Source organism: Brevibacterium sp. MGP-B1, from assembly GCF_057766545.1.
In genome coordinates, this window is the sequence record NZ_CM173407.1 from 1,761,337 (window position 1) to 1,776,059 (window position 14,723).

The 14,723-nt window shown below is 58.3% G+C and carries 12 protein-coding genes; 5 read left to right on the forward strand and 7 right to left on the reverse strand.

Annotated elements, in window-relative coordinates; translation table 11 throughout:
• Positions 1–394 precede the first annotated feature (394 nt).
• From AC3CD9_RS08025 to AC3CD9_RS08040, 4 genes are all read right to left on the reverse strand, one after another.
• Positions 395–1,138 (reverse strand): sulfite exporter TauE/SafE family protein, encoded by a 744-nt coding sequence (locus AC3CD9_RS08025; RefSeq protein WP_488367146.1) that lies wholly within the window; start codon positions 1,136–1,138, stop codon positions 395–397.
• A 207-nt stretch (positions 1,139–1,345) separates the two neighbouring features.
• Positions 1,346–2,071, reverse strand: a complete 726-nt coding sequence (locus AC3CD9_RS08030) for a GntR family transcriptional regulator (RefSeq protein WP_488367147.1) — start codon at positions 2,069–2,071, stop codon at positions 1,346–1,348.
• 14 nt (positions 2,072–2,085) lie between these two features.
• A complete protein-coding gene (locus AC3CD9_RS08035; RefSeq protein WP_488367148.1) occupies positions 2,086–2,895 on the reverse strand; it encodes a carbon-nitrogen hydrolase family protein in 810 nt (269 codons plus the stop codon).
• Positions 2,892–3,554 (reverse strand): RraA family protein, encoded by a 663-nt coding sequence (locus AC3CD9_RS08040; RefSeq protein ID WP_488367149.1) that lies wholly within the window; start codon positions 3,552–3,554, stop codon positions 2,892–2,894. Before AC3CD9_RS08040 ends, AC3CD9_RS08035 begins: the two co-directional genes overlap by 4 nt.
• 324 nt (positions 3,555–3,878) lie before the next feature.
• Between AC3CD9_RS08040 and AC3CD9_RS08045 the strand changes: the two genes are divergently transcribed.
• The 4 genes from AC3CD9_RS08045 to AC3CD9_RS08060 are packed head-to-tail and all read left to right on the forward strand — an operon-like array spanning position 3,879 to position 7,853.
• Positions 3,879–4,949, forward strand: coding sequence for an extracellular solute-binding protein (locus AC3CD9_RS08045; protein ID WP_488367150.1), 1,071 nt, complete (start codon positions 3,879–3,881; stop codon positions 4,947–4,949).
• Between the two features lie 29 nt (positions 4,950–4,978).
• On the forward strand, positions 4,979–6,118 hold the full coding sequence (locus tag AC3CD9_RS08050) for an ABC transporter ATP-binding protein (RefSeq protein WP_488367151.1): 1,140 nt from the start codon (positions 4,979–4,981) through the stop codon (positions 6,116–6,118).
• Positions 6,111–7,016: an ABC transporter permease gene (locus AC3CD9_RS08055; RefSeq protein ID WP_488367152.1), complete on the forward strand. Its 906-nt coding sequence runs from the start codon at positions 6,111–6,113 to the stop codon at positions 7,014–7,016. Before AC3CD9_RS08050 ends, AC3CD9_RS08055 begins: the two co-directional genes overlap by 8 nt.
• 18 nt (positions 7,017–7,034) lie before the next feature.
• Positions 7,035–7,853 (forward strand): ABC transporter permease, encoded by an 819-nt coding sequence (locus AC3CD9_RS08060; protein WP_488367153.1) that lies wholly within the window; start codon positions 7,035–7,037, stop codon positions 7,851–7,853.
• Between the two features lie 116 nt (positions 7,854–7,969).
• Here AC3CD9_RS08060 and AC3CD9_RS08065 read toward each other — a convergent pair whose 3' ends face one another.
• The 3 genes from AC3CD9_RS08065 to pheS form a co-directional block, all read right to left on the reverse strand.
• Positions 7,970–8,860, reverse strand: a complete 891-nt coding sequence (locus AC3CD9_RS08065; RefSeq protein WP_488367154.1) for an SDR family oxidoreductase — start codon at positions 8,858–8,860, stop codon at positions 7,970–7,972.
• A gap of 103 nt (positions 8,861–8,963) precedes the next feature.
• On the reverse strand, positions 8,964–11,549 hold the full coding sequence (gene pheT, locus AC3CD9_RS08070) for a phenylalanine--tRNA ligase subunit beta (RefSeq protein WP_488367155.1): 2,586 nt from the start codon (positions 11,547–11,549) through the stop codon (positions 8,964–8,966).
• A gap of 1 nt (position 11,550) precedes the next feature.
• Entirely contained in the window at positions 11,551–12,594 is a 1,044-nt protein-coding gene (pheS, locus tag AC3CD9_RS08075; RefSeq protein ID WP_488367156.1) for a phenylalanine--tRNA ligase subunit alpha, read from the reverse strand.
• Positions 12,595–12,863: 269 nt separating this feature from the next.
• On the opposite strand from pheS, the gene AC3CD9_RS08080 reads away from it, so the two are divergent.
• Complete coding sequence (locus AC3CD9_RS08080; protein ID WP_488367157.1) at positions 12,864–14,495, forward strand: acetolactate synthase large subunit; 1,632 nt, start codon at positions 12,864–12,866, stop codon at positions 14,493–14,495.
• Positions 14,496–14,723: the final 228 nt, after the last annotated feature.

Consider the following 14,723-nt stretch of genomic DNA (forward strand, 5'->3'; position numbering starts at 1 on the left):
GTGAACGTGGCTTTCCTGGCCGACCCGAACAGCGGCCGGTACCCGCTGTGGGCACTGCTGCCCATCCTCGGCGCACTCGTTCTGATGATTCCGATTCTCCGCAACCGCCAGAGGCAGGACCGACGATGAACTGGCTTTGATCATCACGCAGCTCAATCGAGAACCTCGCTTAAGCCGCATAATCGTCAGCTCCTCGCGGCGCGGTCAGCCAAGCACCATCCGTCGTGTCGTATCCGACAAACCACCGGCAGCCTCGGCGAGCAACGACTCCTCCGAATTCGCACCTGCACGCACGAAACGCCCAATGAACGCGTCCAATGTCCCCGACGCCAGTGCCAACGCAGATGACTCCGTCGCCTAAATGAAGATTTTGATAGTGCTTACCGAAGCTTAATTAAACTAGTTGAATCACTGCGCCAATTAGAGTCCCAGTTGCGCCCATTGCCGAGACTCCAATTACCAATTTATGCCCGGTTGCCTCAGACACCTTATTGATCAACTTTGATCCCAACAACAGTCCGAGCATACATCCAGCAACAGCCACCAACGCGATGTCGCCACCCACCACGAATCCACTTTGAGTGTCTTGAAACATAAATTTTGCGCCAAGAACTGCCAAGTCTGAAACTATAAAGAATGGTTGCGCGGTAGCTACAAAGATTCGGTGCGACCAACCTACAGAGGCCGAAAACACCCCTAGCAAGGGCCCCGCAACACCCGCAGTCGCATTCAAGAAACCGGATACTAGTCCTGCTGCAGCCGGGCCGTAGCCACCGCCCAATTGCCGCACCTTGACGTTGAGCACTAAACCAATTGTGCAGCTCAACAATAACCCACCAACAACCAAGCTTATGACGGTCTCCGGTACGTGGTTCAAGAGCAAAATTACCGGAAACGCCACAACTACGCTCGGCACAGACAGTGCGACGAGGTGCTTCCACTCAATTTCTCGAAATGATCGAATCGTCATTATCAAACTTGTCACAGCACTGTTGATGACTATGAGTGTCACACCGTCCAACGGCCCAACCAGCGGAATCAACAAAGGAAGTGCCACCAGCGAGAATCCGATACCTGTCATTCCTTGCACTGCTGCCGAAATAATAAAAATCGCAGCAACTGACGACAATATAAGCAATCAAACCACCTCAATGGGAAAGCAAATGATGATATAGCAATCACGGAATGAGGCTAAGGTATATAGTTCGATCCTTTTTCAGCTGTAATACGCAGTGGACAAAGACTCCAGGAGAGGCAGCAACCGACTAAAGCGAAACACCATTCGGTGACAATCGTCAAAGTCGCCCGCCCGGAATTGGGCTTTACTGACGTCAGAGCCAGATGATCAGCCTGTAAAAATTCCAGTCAGCTCGTCAAGGCTTTCAATCAGGTGAAATTCGAGTCGATCCAGTGCTAGAGGAGCATCAAAATCACGAATCGCCTCTGCGATTTTTGCGTGCTGATGGATAGCCTTACACGGTCGTCCTTCAACTGCATTAAACATGGCTACTCCAATGCGAACCTGGCGGTCGTGCAATGTATTGTACAGCTGCGAGAATTCGGTATTTCCGATAGCTTTAACTAACGACCAGTGAAACTCTTTGTCGATTAATACCATCTCAAGTACTTGCGTGGGATCGCGACGGTACACAGCCTCTTGCTCTTCAATGATCCTGAACAAATCGTTTGCGACTGGGATCTTTCTGTTGCAGATTGACTCGACGCCATAGCCTTCAAGTACAAGTCTGGTCTGGGCCTGTTCGGTAATCCCTCGAAGAGTAATTTCGGGAACAGCTGCCCCCCGCCTCGGAATAATTTCAAGCAGCCGCTCACCCTGTAGCCGGAAGAACGCTTCGCGGACAGGTGTTCTGGATATGTCTGTCGCACTAGCCACTTCCTTCTCTGTGATGATTGCGCGTGGCGGCAGTTCCAGGGTGACTATAAGGTCCTTCAGATACCTATATGCATATTCCGCCGCCTTTATTGACGGATCCCTCTTACCCGGCGGCAGATCTACCGAAGCGGTCCATCCACCAAACCGGGCAAGAGAGGTATCGTGTAAACGGTTCATCTAGCCATTATGGGTTACTGCGCTGGTACAACGTCGAACCGACGATTGTTCAGGCTTGGGTTGGCCTTGCGAACAGCAGCAACTCGCTCACTCGTAACAGTTGCGGTCGCTACTGCGCCTCCAGCCTCGCCCGCGTTGGCCAGAACAACTCCCATAGGATCCACGATCTGGCTGAGTCCTGTACACGACGGTCCAGTTTGCCCGGCGCCTGCGAAATAAACTGTGTTTTCAATAGCCCGAGCACGGATTAGTGCCTCCCAATGGAACTCTTTGAGAGGGCCAGCCGCCCAAGCCGCGGGGAGCGCGATCATGTCGACGTCTCGAAGAGCGACCCACCGCACTACTTCGGGGAATCGCAGATCGTAACAGGTCAGAGCTCCGACCTTGACTCCGTTGATCGAGAAGACCAAAGGATTCGTGATTGGGGCAGGTGTAACTTTGTCCGACTCCCGGTGGCCAAACGCGTCATACAGGTGGATTTTTCGGTAAACGCCAGCCAGCTCACCTTCAGGAGTCACTTGAACCAAGGTATTGAACGGCCGATTCGCATCGTCCCCGTTGGTTTCGGTGATACCCGCGAGTATGTTTGTTTCGTACTTGGCAGCCAGCTCTCTAAGCGCAGATGTGAACTCTCCGTCCAGCGACTCCGAGTAGCGAACGTCTGGCGCCTCCTTACTCGGATCGGAATACATACAATTCTCCGGAAGAATCACAAGGTCGGATTTCTCAGCCGAGACTGAAACGATCGTTTCGACTTCGGAAAAGTTGGAATCCACATCGCGTTGAGCTTCAAACTGGCCCACGGAAACCCTCAGCTGTGTCATTTCATCGCTCCGCTCATGGTGAAGTACTTAGCTGCTCCGGAATTTTCTGACAACTTGGCACCTGCGCTGATCTGCTCCTTCAATGCAGGCTCGGCTGCTTCCTTTTCTTGGAGTATTCCGACGACTTCAGCAATCTCATCTGGTTTGAGGACCGCGATGCCGTCCGAGTCCGCAAGGATGGCGTCACCGGGTTCGACGACGGCGCCTCCAACCGTCACTGGGACATTGATGCTTCCTTCAATCCCCAGAATTCGTGTGGTCCGGGCTGAAACGCCGCGCGAATAGACAGGAAGTCCAAGCTCGAGCACTTCGTCAAAATCATTCGTTGCACCGGAGAGAATTGCTCCTACAGCTCCGCGTGACTTTGCAGTGAATGCGCACATTCCCCCGAAGCTTGAGCGATCATCACCGGATTGCTCTACAACGAGAACGTCGTTTGGCCGAAGTCTGTCGACTGCAACGTGCAACGCCGACGAATCGAGGTGCGGTAGACGCACAGTGACCGCTGTTCCGGCAAAAGCCAAGGGCCGGCGGTTTGGAGTCAATCCCCGAATGAAGCCATAGTCGCGGAGATGACCCAAAGTCGAAGTTTGGACAGTCAATAGAGCTTCGCGCTGCGCTTCGGTGATCTGATGAGGCATTACATTTTCCGTGAACATCAGTGTCCTTTCGGATTGGAGTCGTTGAGTGATCCTTGAGACGAAACTTCTTCGGAGGTATTGCAATCTCGAAGCGTTCGTAGTTCTATGTATACACGACGTATGTACAAGTTATACACACCTTGAGACAGACTGCAAGCATCGATCGTGATTGAGCTCAGGTCGTTAGGATGTTCAGCTCTTAGGCGGTTCGAACAAGCAATTGCCTATGCGCTCGGTGGTTGCAGATCGTAGGTTTGATCGCGAAGTAACCACTCAAGCCAAGAAATTCTTGGACATGACGCCAAAGCATTTTGGCTGTCTAGTTGATCGAAGGAGATCAAAATGGCCCATACGAAGATGTCACGGCTGCCCAAACTGGCAATCGCAGTTACCGGGTGTATTTCCCTGTTTGCTCTCACTGCATGTGGTGGTCCTGCACAGCAGGAAGACTCCAAGACTTCAGGAACCGTCACCTTACTCGGCTATTCAGCCGTCGTGCAGGACAACTATCAGAAGGCCGTCATCGAACCCTTCGAGGAAAAGTATCCGGACATCACTGTCGAGTATGTTCCCGGTGACAACGCTGCCAAAATGCTCGGAACTCTACGCAGCGAGAAGGATAGTCCACGAACTGATGTCGTCATCATGGATACCTCGGTGGCCGAGACTGGTGTAAAGGAAGGGCTATTCGACGAACTCACGCCAGAAAAGATTCCCAACGTGGATAACGTAGTCGATCAAGGCGTAACCAAGGGTGGTTATGCTGCTACGTTCGACAGCTACGTAATGCTTTATAACAAGGAGAAGGTAGACAAGGATCCGACGAGCTGGAAGGCCCTCTGGGAAGCACCCGACCAATCGGTTGCGCTCGATGCGGCTCCGGACATTCAAGGCATCTCGCTCCAAAGAATCGTCTCCGAAATGCAGAATAAGGATTACAAGACTGGTTCAAAAGATGCCGTCAAGGAACTGAGCAAACTCGCTCCAAAGGTGAGCTCCTGGGCGCCGTCACCAAGCTCGTACCAAGCAATCACTGATGGCGGAGTGTCCTACGCCACTGGGTGGAACGCGCGAGCCCAGTTGTTCTCAAATGAGTCTCCGGACGCTCTCGGAGTCGCGACTCCCGATGAAGGAACCGTATTCCAAATCAACACCGTCAATATGACCAAGAACTCTAAGCATAAGGAAGCTACCCAAACGTTTATCGACTACGCGTTGTCCACCGATGCTCAGAAGGCATTCTCGGAGCAGATGTATTACGCCCCGACGGTGAAGGACGTAAAGCTCAACGACGACGCCTCGAAGCGGGTTGTGCAACCCGACTCCGACGCTTTGCTCGAAATGGACTGGAGCTGGATTGCAGAGCATCGCGATGCTTGGACTGAAGACTGGAAGCGGGAGGTCATCCAGTGACGGCAGCTACACTCACAGATAGGGCAGTCATGACTGACACTCCGGCGCCAAAATCCGGCGCATTGCAAGTAGAAAATCTTCGTAAGACCTACGGAGCAGAGAGCTCACCGGCAGTAGCAGATCTGAGCCTTCGGGTAGATCCAGGCGATTTCGTTGCATTTCTTGGACCGTCCGGTTGCGGCAAGACGACTACGCTGCGAATGATTGCCGGCTTGTTGGAACCTACTAGTGGGCGCATACGAGTCAACGACAATGACATCACCCACGTGCCTGTTCACAAGCGCCAGATGGGGATGGTGTTCCAATCATATGCATTGTTCCCTCACATGACAGTCGCGCAAAATGTCGGCTTCGGCCTTGAAATGCGCAATGTTGAAAAGAGCGAACGTAACCGGCGAATTCAAACAGCCTTAGACATGGTCGAACTCGGGCACTTAGGCCGGAGAAAGGTTCAAGCGCTCTCAGGCGGTCAGCAACAACGCATCGCCCTTGCACGAGCGTTGGTCGTCGAACCGACTCTGCTCCTACTTGACGAGCCACTTTCGAATCTGGATGCCAAGCTTCGCGACACAATGCGTACGGAAATCAAACGCATCCAGGAAGAACTTCGAATCACGACCCTGTTCGTCACACATGACCAAGATGAGGCGCTCTACATGGCTGACCGCATCGCGATCATGTATAACGGCGTAGTTGAGCAATTCGGAACTCCATATGAGGTGTACGAACGACCAGAATCAGAATTCGTAGCTTCGTTCGTAGGCCGCGCCAACCTGCTAGAGGTCGAAGTAACAGCCGGGTCTTCTACGATCAACAACGAATCGACATACGAGTACTCTTCACCGTTGATAGGAACAGGAAAGTCAGTCGGCCCTGCTGCGCTAAGCCCAGGCAGAAACAAACTGCTGATTCGGCCCCATCGACTGACTATCGGACCGGAGGACGCTCGCACTGGATCGCCCGGCCACCATTCAGTTCGTGGCAGCGTTAAGCTCCGCGGGTACACCGGCGATATGCTCATGCTCGAACTGGACGTTGCCGGCGAAACCCTGACTGCTGAGGTTCCAACGACCGAGACCTGGCTACCACGTGTTGGCGACGCGGTGTCCATTTCGTGGCGGCCAGAACAGACCTATCTGATACCGCGAGGTGACGAGTCAAGTGTCTAACTCAGTCGCGGTACAAGAACGACCGCCTCAACAACTGAAGAATGCAAATCGAACATTCCGGAGACGGTTTATACCTCTGTGGTTGCTGATACCTGCTCTTGTTGCAATCCTGATCAGCTTCATTATTCCTCTGATCGTTCTGGTCAGAATGTCATTCAATGAAACGGGCCCAGGCACCACGCTTATCTCCGCGTGGAGTCTGGAAACCTATATCCAAGCAGTAGGTGACCCCTATTATTGGGAAATCATTCTCAACACCCTCAAACTCGGTATTGTAGTCAGCGTCATCACGATAATTCTGAGCTACCCCATCGCGTTATTCCTCACTAAAACGACAAGTAAATGGAAAGGTTTCCTATTCGCGCTAGCGATCGGCCCTCTCCTTACTTCACAAATCGCGCGAACATTCGGATGGATTGCCCTCCTCGGAAACGAAGGGGCAGTGAATTCAGCTCTGCTGAAAATTGGGCTCATTGATACACCGCTGCAGATGTCCAACAATTTCACAGGCACCGTGGTGGCACTGGTCGAAGTTCTGATGCCTTACGCCTTGCTTGGAATGGTTTCTGGTTTCAGTCGAGTTAGCACTGAGCTTGAGCTTGCCGCTGGTGTCCTGGGAGCAAGCCCGTTGGTTAGGTTCTGGAGAATAACGTTGCCCCTCAGCCTGCCTGGGGTGTTCACGGGCTTCCTGTTGGTTTTCGTTCTGACCATTAGCTCTTTTGTGACACCACACCTGCTTGGCGGAGGACGAGTTCACGTCTTAGCTACAGAGATCTACGATGAGGCAACTCAAACACTGAACTGGCCTCTGGCCGCTTCTCTGGCTGTCATCTTGCTGATACTCTTCGGAGTTCTTGTGAGCGTATACCAAAGCCTCACCAAGAAGTTGGGTTCATAAATGTCTAACACTATTCAAATGGCTTCACCGCAAAAGCGGCCGTTAAACAGCCGCGTGGTTTTCAATATTTGCCATAAATTACTACTTATTATTCTGTATCTCTTTTTGCTGTCACCGCTGTTCATAATCGCAATCCTCTCGTTCAATTCAGGATCGTCTTTGAACCTTCCGCTTGAGGGATTTTCGCTTCGGTGGTATGGCGAGCTGTTCAGCAACGGTCCACTGATGGACGGGTTCAAAGTCAGTTTGATCGTTGGTGTGATCATTGCAATAGTTGATCTCTTAATCGGCGTTTCCGTCGCATTTGTCATTGACCGATTCGAGTTTCCGGGCCGTGCCGCACTTTCAGGTTTGTTCCTGGCGCCGCTCATGGTTCCGACAGTTGTTCTCGGACTCGCACTGCTATTGGTTTTATCTCCGTTGTTCCTGACCGGGACCTATCTTGGTATCGCCATTGCACATTTTGCAGTGACAGTCCCTTATGTGGTGCGCACTACGTTGATCAATCTGCAGACTGCGGACACTTCCTGCGAAGAAGCTGCCCGAGTACTGGGAGCTGGTCCCATAACAGTGTTTCGACGGGTAACACTCCCCATCATCATGCCTGGTGTACTCGCGGGAGCCGTGATGGCATTCATCATCTCTTTCGACGAGGCAGTCATTTCGCTGTTCGTCGCTTCTTCTGGAAGAGTCACGCTACCAGTCGAAATGTTCCGTTACGTTGAATTCCGAGCTGATCCCTTGGTTGCCGCTCTTTCGTTCCTGCTTATCCTGCTGGCTCTTGGAGCTGTGCTTATCGTGGAACGTGTTGTGGGTTTGAGGGGTGCGCTCAAATAGAACAACCTACTTTCGCGGCCCCCGGATACTCTCCGGGGGCCGCAACTAGTCGATTTTCGGAGTGTGCAGTTTAATTCACTTTGTTCGTCCCACCGCAAGTGGACTTGGCATTCAAGCTAGCCAAGCACCATCCGGCGGGTCGAATCCGACAGCCCACCGGCCGCCTCGGCGAGAAGCGATTCTTCCGAATCCGCACCCGCACGAACGTACCTGCCAGTGAACCCGTCTAAGGTCCCCGATGCCAGGGCTAAGGCCAGGTCGGTGACCTGACCGGGTGAGGTCCAATCATCTCCCTGACGGAAATCGTGAACAGGCATCGATTTCGTCATCGCGGTCTCGACGACACCGGGTGCCATCTCGAAGATCCGCAGACCCTTCTCGTGACCGAAGTGAACGACCGAATCGGCGATGCGGAACAGTGATGCCTTGGAGGCCGAGTACACGGCATACGCAGGCGTGCCCTTCGCCCCCGATCCGGAGTTGAGGTCGATGATGCGGCTGGGACGGCCGGTCGCCTCGGCACCCGCCATCAGCACCGGCGCGAAGACGTTGACCATGAGAGCCACCCCGAGCACGTTTGCCTCGATAACCCCCTTGAGGCTCTCCGGGTCGGCGTCCCACAGCGGACCCTCGGTCGACTCAATCCGCCCGGCATTGTTGATGAGCACCTGCAGATGCTTCCCCGTCGACTTCTCGAGCTCGGCGACAGAGTCACGCAGCTGGTTCACCGCAGTAATGTCATCAGTGCGCAGGCCGACACCGGTCACCGCTCCCTCGGCTGCCTCAGCTGCCTCAGCGATCTCATCAGCCGCAGCTTCCGCTTTCTCCGCCGAAGTTGCCGTCACGATCACGTCGTAACCAGCCTTCGCGAATGCTTCCGACAGATGGCGCCCGATTCCGCGGGCGCCGCCGGTGATGAGCGCGATCGTCTCGGACGGGACCGCGGTCGTCTCGGGTGCTCCGTCGGTCGTCGGCATATTGGTTCCGTAGGGCAGCTTCTCGGACATGGTCGGAACTCCTCGGTGTTCGTCGGATGCGGGTGTTGGTCGGATACGAAAGAACCCGGTCGAACCACTCTAACGGTCGACCGGGCTCTGTTACGCACTGTTCTCAGCTGCGGACTTCGGCGCCATGACGTTCGGCAGCCAATGCCGTTGCTGCCTCACGCATCGCCGACGCCTCATCGGCCTTGAGCGTGCGATCCGGGGCGCGGAAGGTCAACCTGAACGCCAGAGACTTCTTGCCCTCGGGCAGCTGGTCGCCGGTGTAGAGGTCGAAGGTCTCGAGCAGTTCGAGCTCGTCCCCCGCACCTTCGCGCAGCGTCGCGGCCAGAGACTGAGTCGGCAGCTCGTCATCGACGATGAGCGCCACATCCTGACGCGACACCGGATAGGTCGACAGCGCACCGTCCCAGGCACGCAGGTCCTCCTGGGCCAGCAGTGCGTCGAGGTCGATCTCGAAGCCGACGGTCCTGGCCGGCAGTCCGAGGTTCTCGCACACCTTCGGGTGCAGCTCACCGGCATGGCCGAGAGTCTGCCCGTCGGCGAGGACGAACTTCGCCGCCCGTCCCGGATGCCACGGAGCGATCTGATCGGCCTCGACGGTGACCTCGAGTCCGTTCGTTTCCGCAATCCGGCGGACGGTGTCGATGACGTCGGCGGCCTCGGCCTTGCGGCCCTTGCCCCAAACACCGGGCATCTCCGCATTCCCGGAGATGATGCCCGCGTAGTGGTAGGGCTGGTGCGGCACCGAAGCGTAGATCTTTTCCAGCTCGTCATCGCTCGGGTGGTATCCGGGCAGGTGACGCGGTCCGGGCCCCTCAGGCAGGCCCGCCGAGGTGGACACAAGCCCGGCCTCGAACAGTGCGACGTCCTTCGCCCCGCGGCCCTGGTTGCGAACCACGAGGTCGACGAGCGTCGAGAGCAGGTTGGTGCGCATGAGCGGCAGGTCTTCGGACATCGGATTGGCCAGACGCACGTGCTTGCGGCGCAGGTCATCGGCCTCGAGCCGCAGCTGGTCATCGCGCTTGTCGTTCGTGAACGGGTAGGACAGCACCTCGGTGAACCCGTCGGCAGCCAACAGGTTCGAGATCCGACGGCGCGTCTTCTGCGCGACAGTCAGTCCGTTGCCGGCCCGAGCGGCGGGCTGAACGGAGGGGATGCGGTCGTAGCCGCCGGTGCGGGCGACTTCCTCGATGAGGTCGACGTCATCGGTGATGTCCGTGCGCCAGCTGGGCACGGTCACGGACACCGTCTCCTCGTCCTTGGCCGTTACGGTTGCGCCGATGCCCTCAAGAAGTGAGGTCACCTCGTCGATCGAGTAATCGATGCCGACCAGCGAGGCCACACGGGCGACCTTGAGGTCGAGCACCATCGGCTCGGGAGCCTGTCCGACCTGGGTGGTGGCAGGGCTGAGCGTGCCGCCGCCGAGTTCGACGAGCAGATCCGCGCAACGTCGGGCCGCCACGGGAGCGAGTTTCGGGTCGACTCCGCGTTCGAAACGACGCGAGGCCTCCGAGGACAGCTTGTGGCGACGCGAGGTGCGGGCAATCGAGATCGGATCGAAGTGAGCGGCCTCGATGACGACGTCGGTCGTCTGGTCGTTGACCTCGACGTCGGCGCCGCCCATGACGCCGGCCAGACCGATGATCTTCCCGCCCTTGCCAGTCGCACCAGCGCCGCGGTCGGTGATGAGCAGATCCTCGGGATCGAGCTTGCGCTCGACATCGTCGAGAGTCGTGAATTTCTCCCCCGCACTCGCACGGCGCACGACGATCTCGTCGCCGAGCAGCGAAGTGTCGTAGGCATGCAGAGGCTGGCCGAGTTCGAGCATGACGTAGTTCGTGACGTCCACGGTCAGGCTGATCGGACGCATTCCCGCCTGTTGCAGACGACGCTGCATCCAGAACGGGGTTGTCGCCTGAGGATCCAGCCCGGTGACCTGAAGGGCCGTGAACTGGTCACAGCCGGCCACCTCGTTGATGGGGTTGTTGTCCTCGATCGATACCGGGAAACCATCGTCGGTGGCCGCGTTGGTGGGGGCCACCTCGGCGGATCCGATATCGGCGAAGGTCTGCCCCTTCATCTGCGCGTATTCGCGTCCGATGCCGCGCATCGACAGCTGGTAGCCGCGGTCGGGGGTGACGTTGACGTCGAGGGTGACCTGGTCGAGGCCGAGCAGCTTGATCGCGTCGTCGCCGGGCTCACCGGTCAGCCCAAGGTCGGAAAGGACGATGATGCCGGAGTGATCCTCGCCGAGGCCGAGCTCCTTGGCCGAGCAGATCATGCCGTCGGACTTGTGACCGTAGGTCTTGCGCGCGGCGATGGCGAAGTCGCCGGGCAGGACGGCTCCGGGCAGGCAGGCGACGATGAGGTCGCCGGGCACGAAGTTGTGCGCACCGCAGATGATGCCGCGGCTGGGCACCTCGGGTCCGGGCTGCGGGTCCTTCGGGTCGTCGAGGTCCTCGTTGTGTTCGGGGCCGACGTCGACGCGGCACCAGTTGACGGTCTTGCCGTTCGAGTGCTCTTCCTTGACGAGTTCGAGCACCCGTCCAACGACGAGGGGGCCGGTGATCTCGGGTCCGAAGAAGTCTTCTTCCTCGAGACCGACGGCCGCGAATTCGGCGGCGAGGGCATGGGGATCGGTCTCGGCTGGGAGATCGACATAGTCGGCCAGCCAGTTCAGTGGGACGCGCATATCAAGCCTTCATTCCGAAACGGGCCGAGAAGCGCACATCGCCTTCGACCATGTCGTGCATATCGTTGATTCCCTCGCGCAGCATCAGGGTGCGCTCGATGCCCATGCCGAAGGCGAAGCCCTGGTAGACGTCGGGGTCGATGCCGGCGGCGCGCAGCACGTTGGGGTGGACCATTCCGCAGCCGCCCCATTCGATCCAGCCGGGGCCGCCGACCTTGTTGGGGAACCAGAAGTCCATCTCGGCGCTCGGTTCGGTGAAGGGGAAGAAGCTCGGGCGCAGGCGGGTCTTCGACTCCGGGCCGAACATTTCGCGGGCGAAGCCGTCGAGGGTGCCCTGCAGGTTGGCCATGGTCAGGCCCTTGTCGATGGCGATGCCTTCGATCTGGTGGAAGACCGGGGTGTGGGTGGCGTCGAGCTCATCGGTGCGGAAGGTCTTGCCCGGGCACACGACGTAGAGCGGAACGCCGCGCTGCAGCAGGGAGCGAGACTGCACCGGTGAGGTGTGGGTGCGCAGGACGAGGCCGGCATCGGCAGGGTCGACGAAGAACGTGTCCTGCATCTGGCGGGCCGGATGGTCGGGGCCGAAGTTGAGCGCATCGAAGTTCAGCCACTCGGATTCGATCTCGGGGCCTTCGGCGACCTCCCAGCCGAGGCCGACGAAGTAGTCCGCGGCCTGTTCCTGGATGAGGCTCAGCGGGTGGCGGGCGCCGAGGCGGCGACGATCGGTGGGCAGGGTGACGTCGATGGCCTCTTCGATGAGCACGGCCGCATCGCGTTCGGCTTCGAGCTCGGCCAGGCGCGCGTCGTGGGCCTGCTTGACCTGTCCCCTGGACTTGCCGACGATCTTGCCGGCGGCGGCCTTATCGGCCTTCTCCAGTGAGCCGATGGCTCGGTTGGCGAGCGCCAGCGGGGCTTTGTCGCCGGTGTGGTCGATCTTCGCCTGCTTGAGCTCGTCGAGAGTCGTCGCATCCGCGAAAGCCTTGAGTGCCGCGTCGACGGCCTGCTTCACGGCCGACTCGTCCAAGGGGTCGAGTTGGTCTGTCATCAATGTCCTTTTGTCCGTACTTGCCCGTAGCTGTGGGGACGTCATTCTTCTTCGCGTGCCAGTCTATCGTCTCCCCTGCCGGGGCCTGGGGCGGCGTCCGCTGGGTGGGTGGGCCACCTCGGTGGGCGTTCCCTTCGCCGAGGCGGCCCCACGGTTGCGTACGTCCGCTGGTCAGGTGGGCGGCCTCGGTGCGGGTGGGATCTCACCTGGGTGCGAGGGTGTGTTCTGGATCATTGGGATCGAATCGTGAGAAGCGTAGGGTCGGGCACATGACGACACAACGTGCATCAGATGTCATGGTCAGAGCCCTGGAGAACGAGGGCGTCGAGCGGATCTTCGGCATTCCCGGTGAGGAGAACCTCGACTTCGTCGACTCCCTGCGGAACTCATCGATCGAACTCATCCTCACCCGCCACGAGCAGGCAGCCGCGTTCATGGCAGCCACCTACGGCCGGCTGACGGGCAAGCCCGGTGTGGTGCTCACGACCTTGGGGCCGGGGGCACTCAACCTGGCGACCGGGGCTGCGTACGCCCACCTCGGCGGGATGCCGGTCATCATGATCACCGGCCAGAAGGGCATCCGCACGGCCGAGCAGGCGGCGTTCCAGATGGTCAATACGGTCGCGACGATGGATCCGCTGACGAAGGTGAGCAAGCAGATCACCTCGGCGGCGATGATCCCGACGATGGTCAGGGAGGCGTTCCGCGCCGCTCAGGCCGAGCGTCCGGGACCGGTGCACCTTGAGCTGCCCGAGGACATCGCCGGGATGCCGGTCGACGGATTCGAGCTCATCGAACCACATACGAACACTCGGCCCGTCGCCGGGGATACGGCGATTGCGAACGCCGCGAACGTCATCAAAGAGGCGAAGAACCCGCTGCTCATGCTCGGTGCGGATGCCTCCCGTGCTTCCTGCAGTGAGGCGCTGTCGCGTTTCGTCGCCGAGATGCGCATCCCCTATGTCACCACGCAGATGGGCAAAGGCTCGGTGACAGGGGCGTCGGATCTGTACATGGGCACGGCGGCGCTGACGTCCGGTGACTACGTCCACGACGCGATCGATGCCGCCGATGTCATCGTCACCATCGGTCACGATACGACGGAGAAGCCGCCGTTCACGATGGATGAGGACGGGCCGACCGTCGTGCACATCGGGTACCGTCCTGCGATCGTCGAGCAGGTGTATTTCCCGCAGTTCGAGGTCATCGGTGACCTGGGTCCGTCCTTGGACAAGCTCGCCGAGGCGCTCGGTGGTCCCGTGCCCACCGCCGAGGCGCTCCTGCCGATGCGCGATGAGATCCTCATCAAGATCCACGAGGGAGCCGATGAGGATCGGTTCATCCCGCAGCGCATCGTCCAGGAGGTCCGCGATGTCGTGCCGACCGATGGGATCGTGGCCCTGGACAACGGAATGTACAAGATCTGGTTCGCCCGTAACTACCGCACGACCCGGGCGAATACACTGCTGCTCGACAATGCTCTGGCGACGATGGGCGCTGGGCTGCCGTCGGCTATCGGGGCGAAGCTGACCTACCCGGAGCGTCGGGTCATGGCCGTGGTCGGCGACGGCGGGTTCATGATGAACAGCCAGGAGATGGAGACCGCTGTCAGGCTCGGGCTGGACCTCGTCGTGGTCATCCTCGAGGACAACGCCTACGGCATGATCCGCTGGAAGCAGGCCGCGGACGGGTTCCCCGACTTCGGGCTGACCTACGGCAACCCCGACTTCGTCAAGTACGCGGAGTCGTATGGGGCCACCGGCACCCGCGTCGATGATGTCGACAGCATCAGCGATGCCCTGGAGGATGCGTTCGAGTCCGGAGGAGTGCACGTCGTAGTCGTGCCGATCGACTACTCGGAGAACAAGCGCGTGCTCATCGACGAGTTGGGCAAGCGGTGAGGTGCTCGACTCACTCACAGTGAAATAAGGCCTGAGACAAGTACAGAGCCCCTGCCGACGCGATCTCGGCAGGGGCTCTGTACGTCTATATCACTGCATTGGTTGTTCGCGCATTGCGTGCGTTTGAGTTGTCATTGTGCCCACAGCGAGTCGGCATGCCGGCCTGAGTAACTGGTCTGACACCCTTGCTACAGATCAGGAACGTCGGACCCATCCGCCCCACTTCGT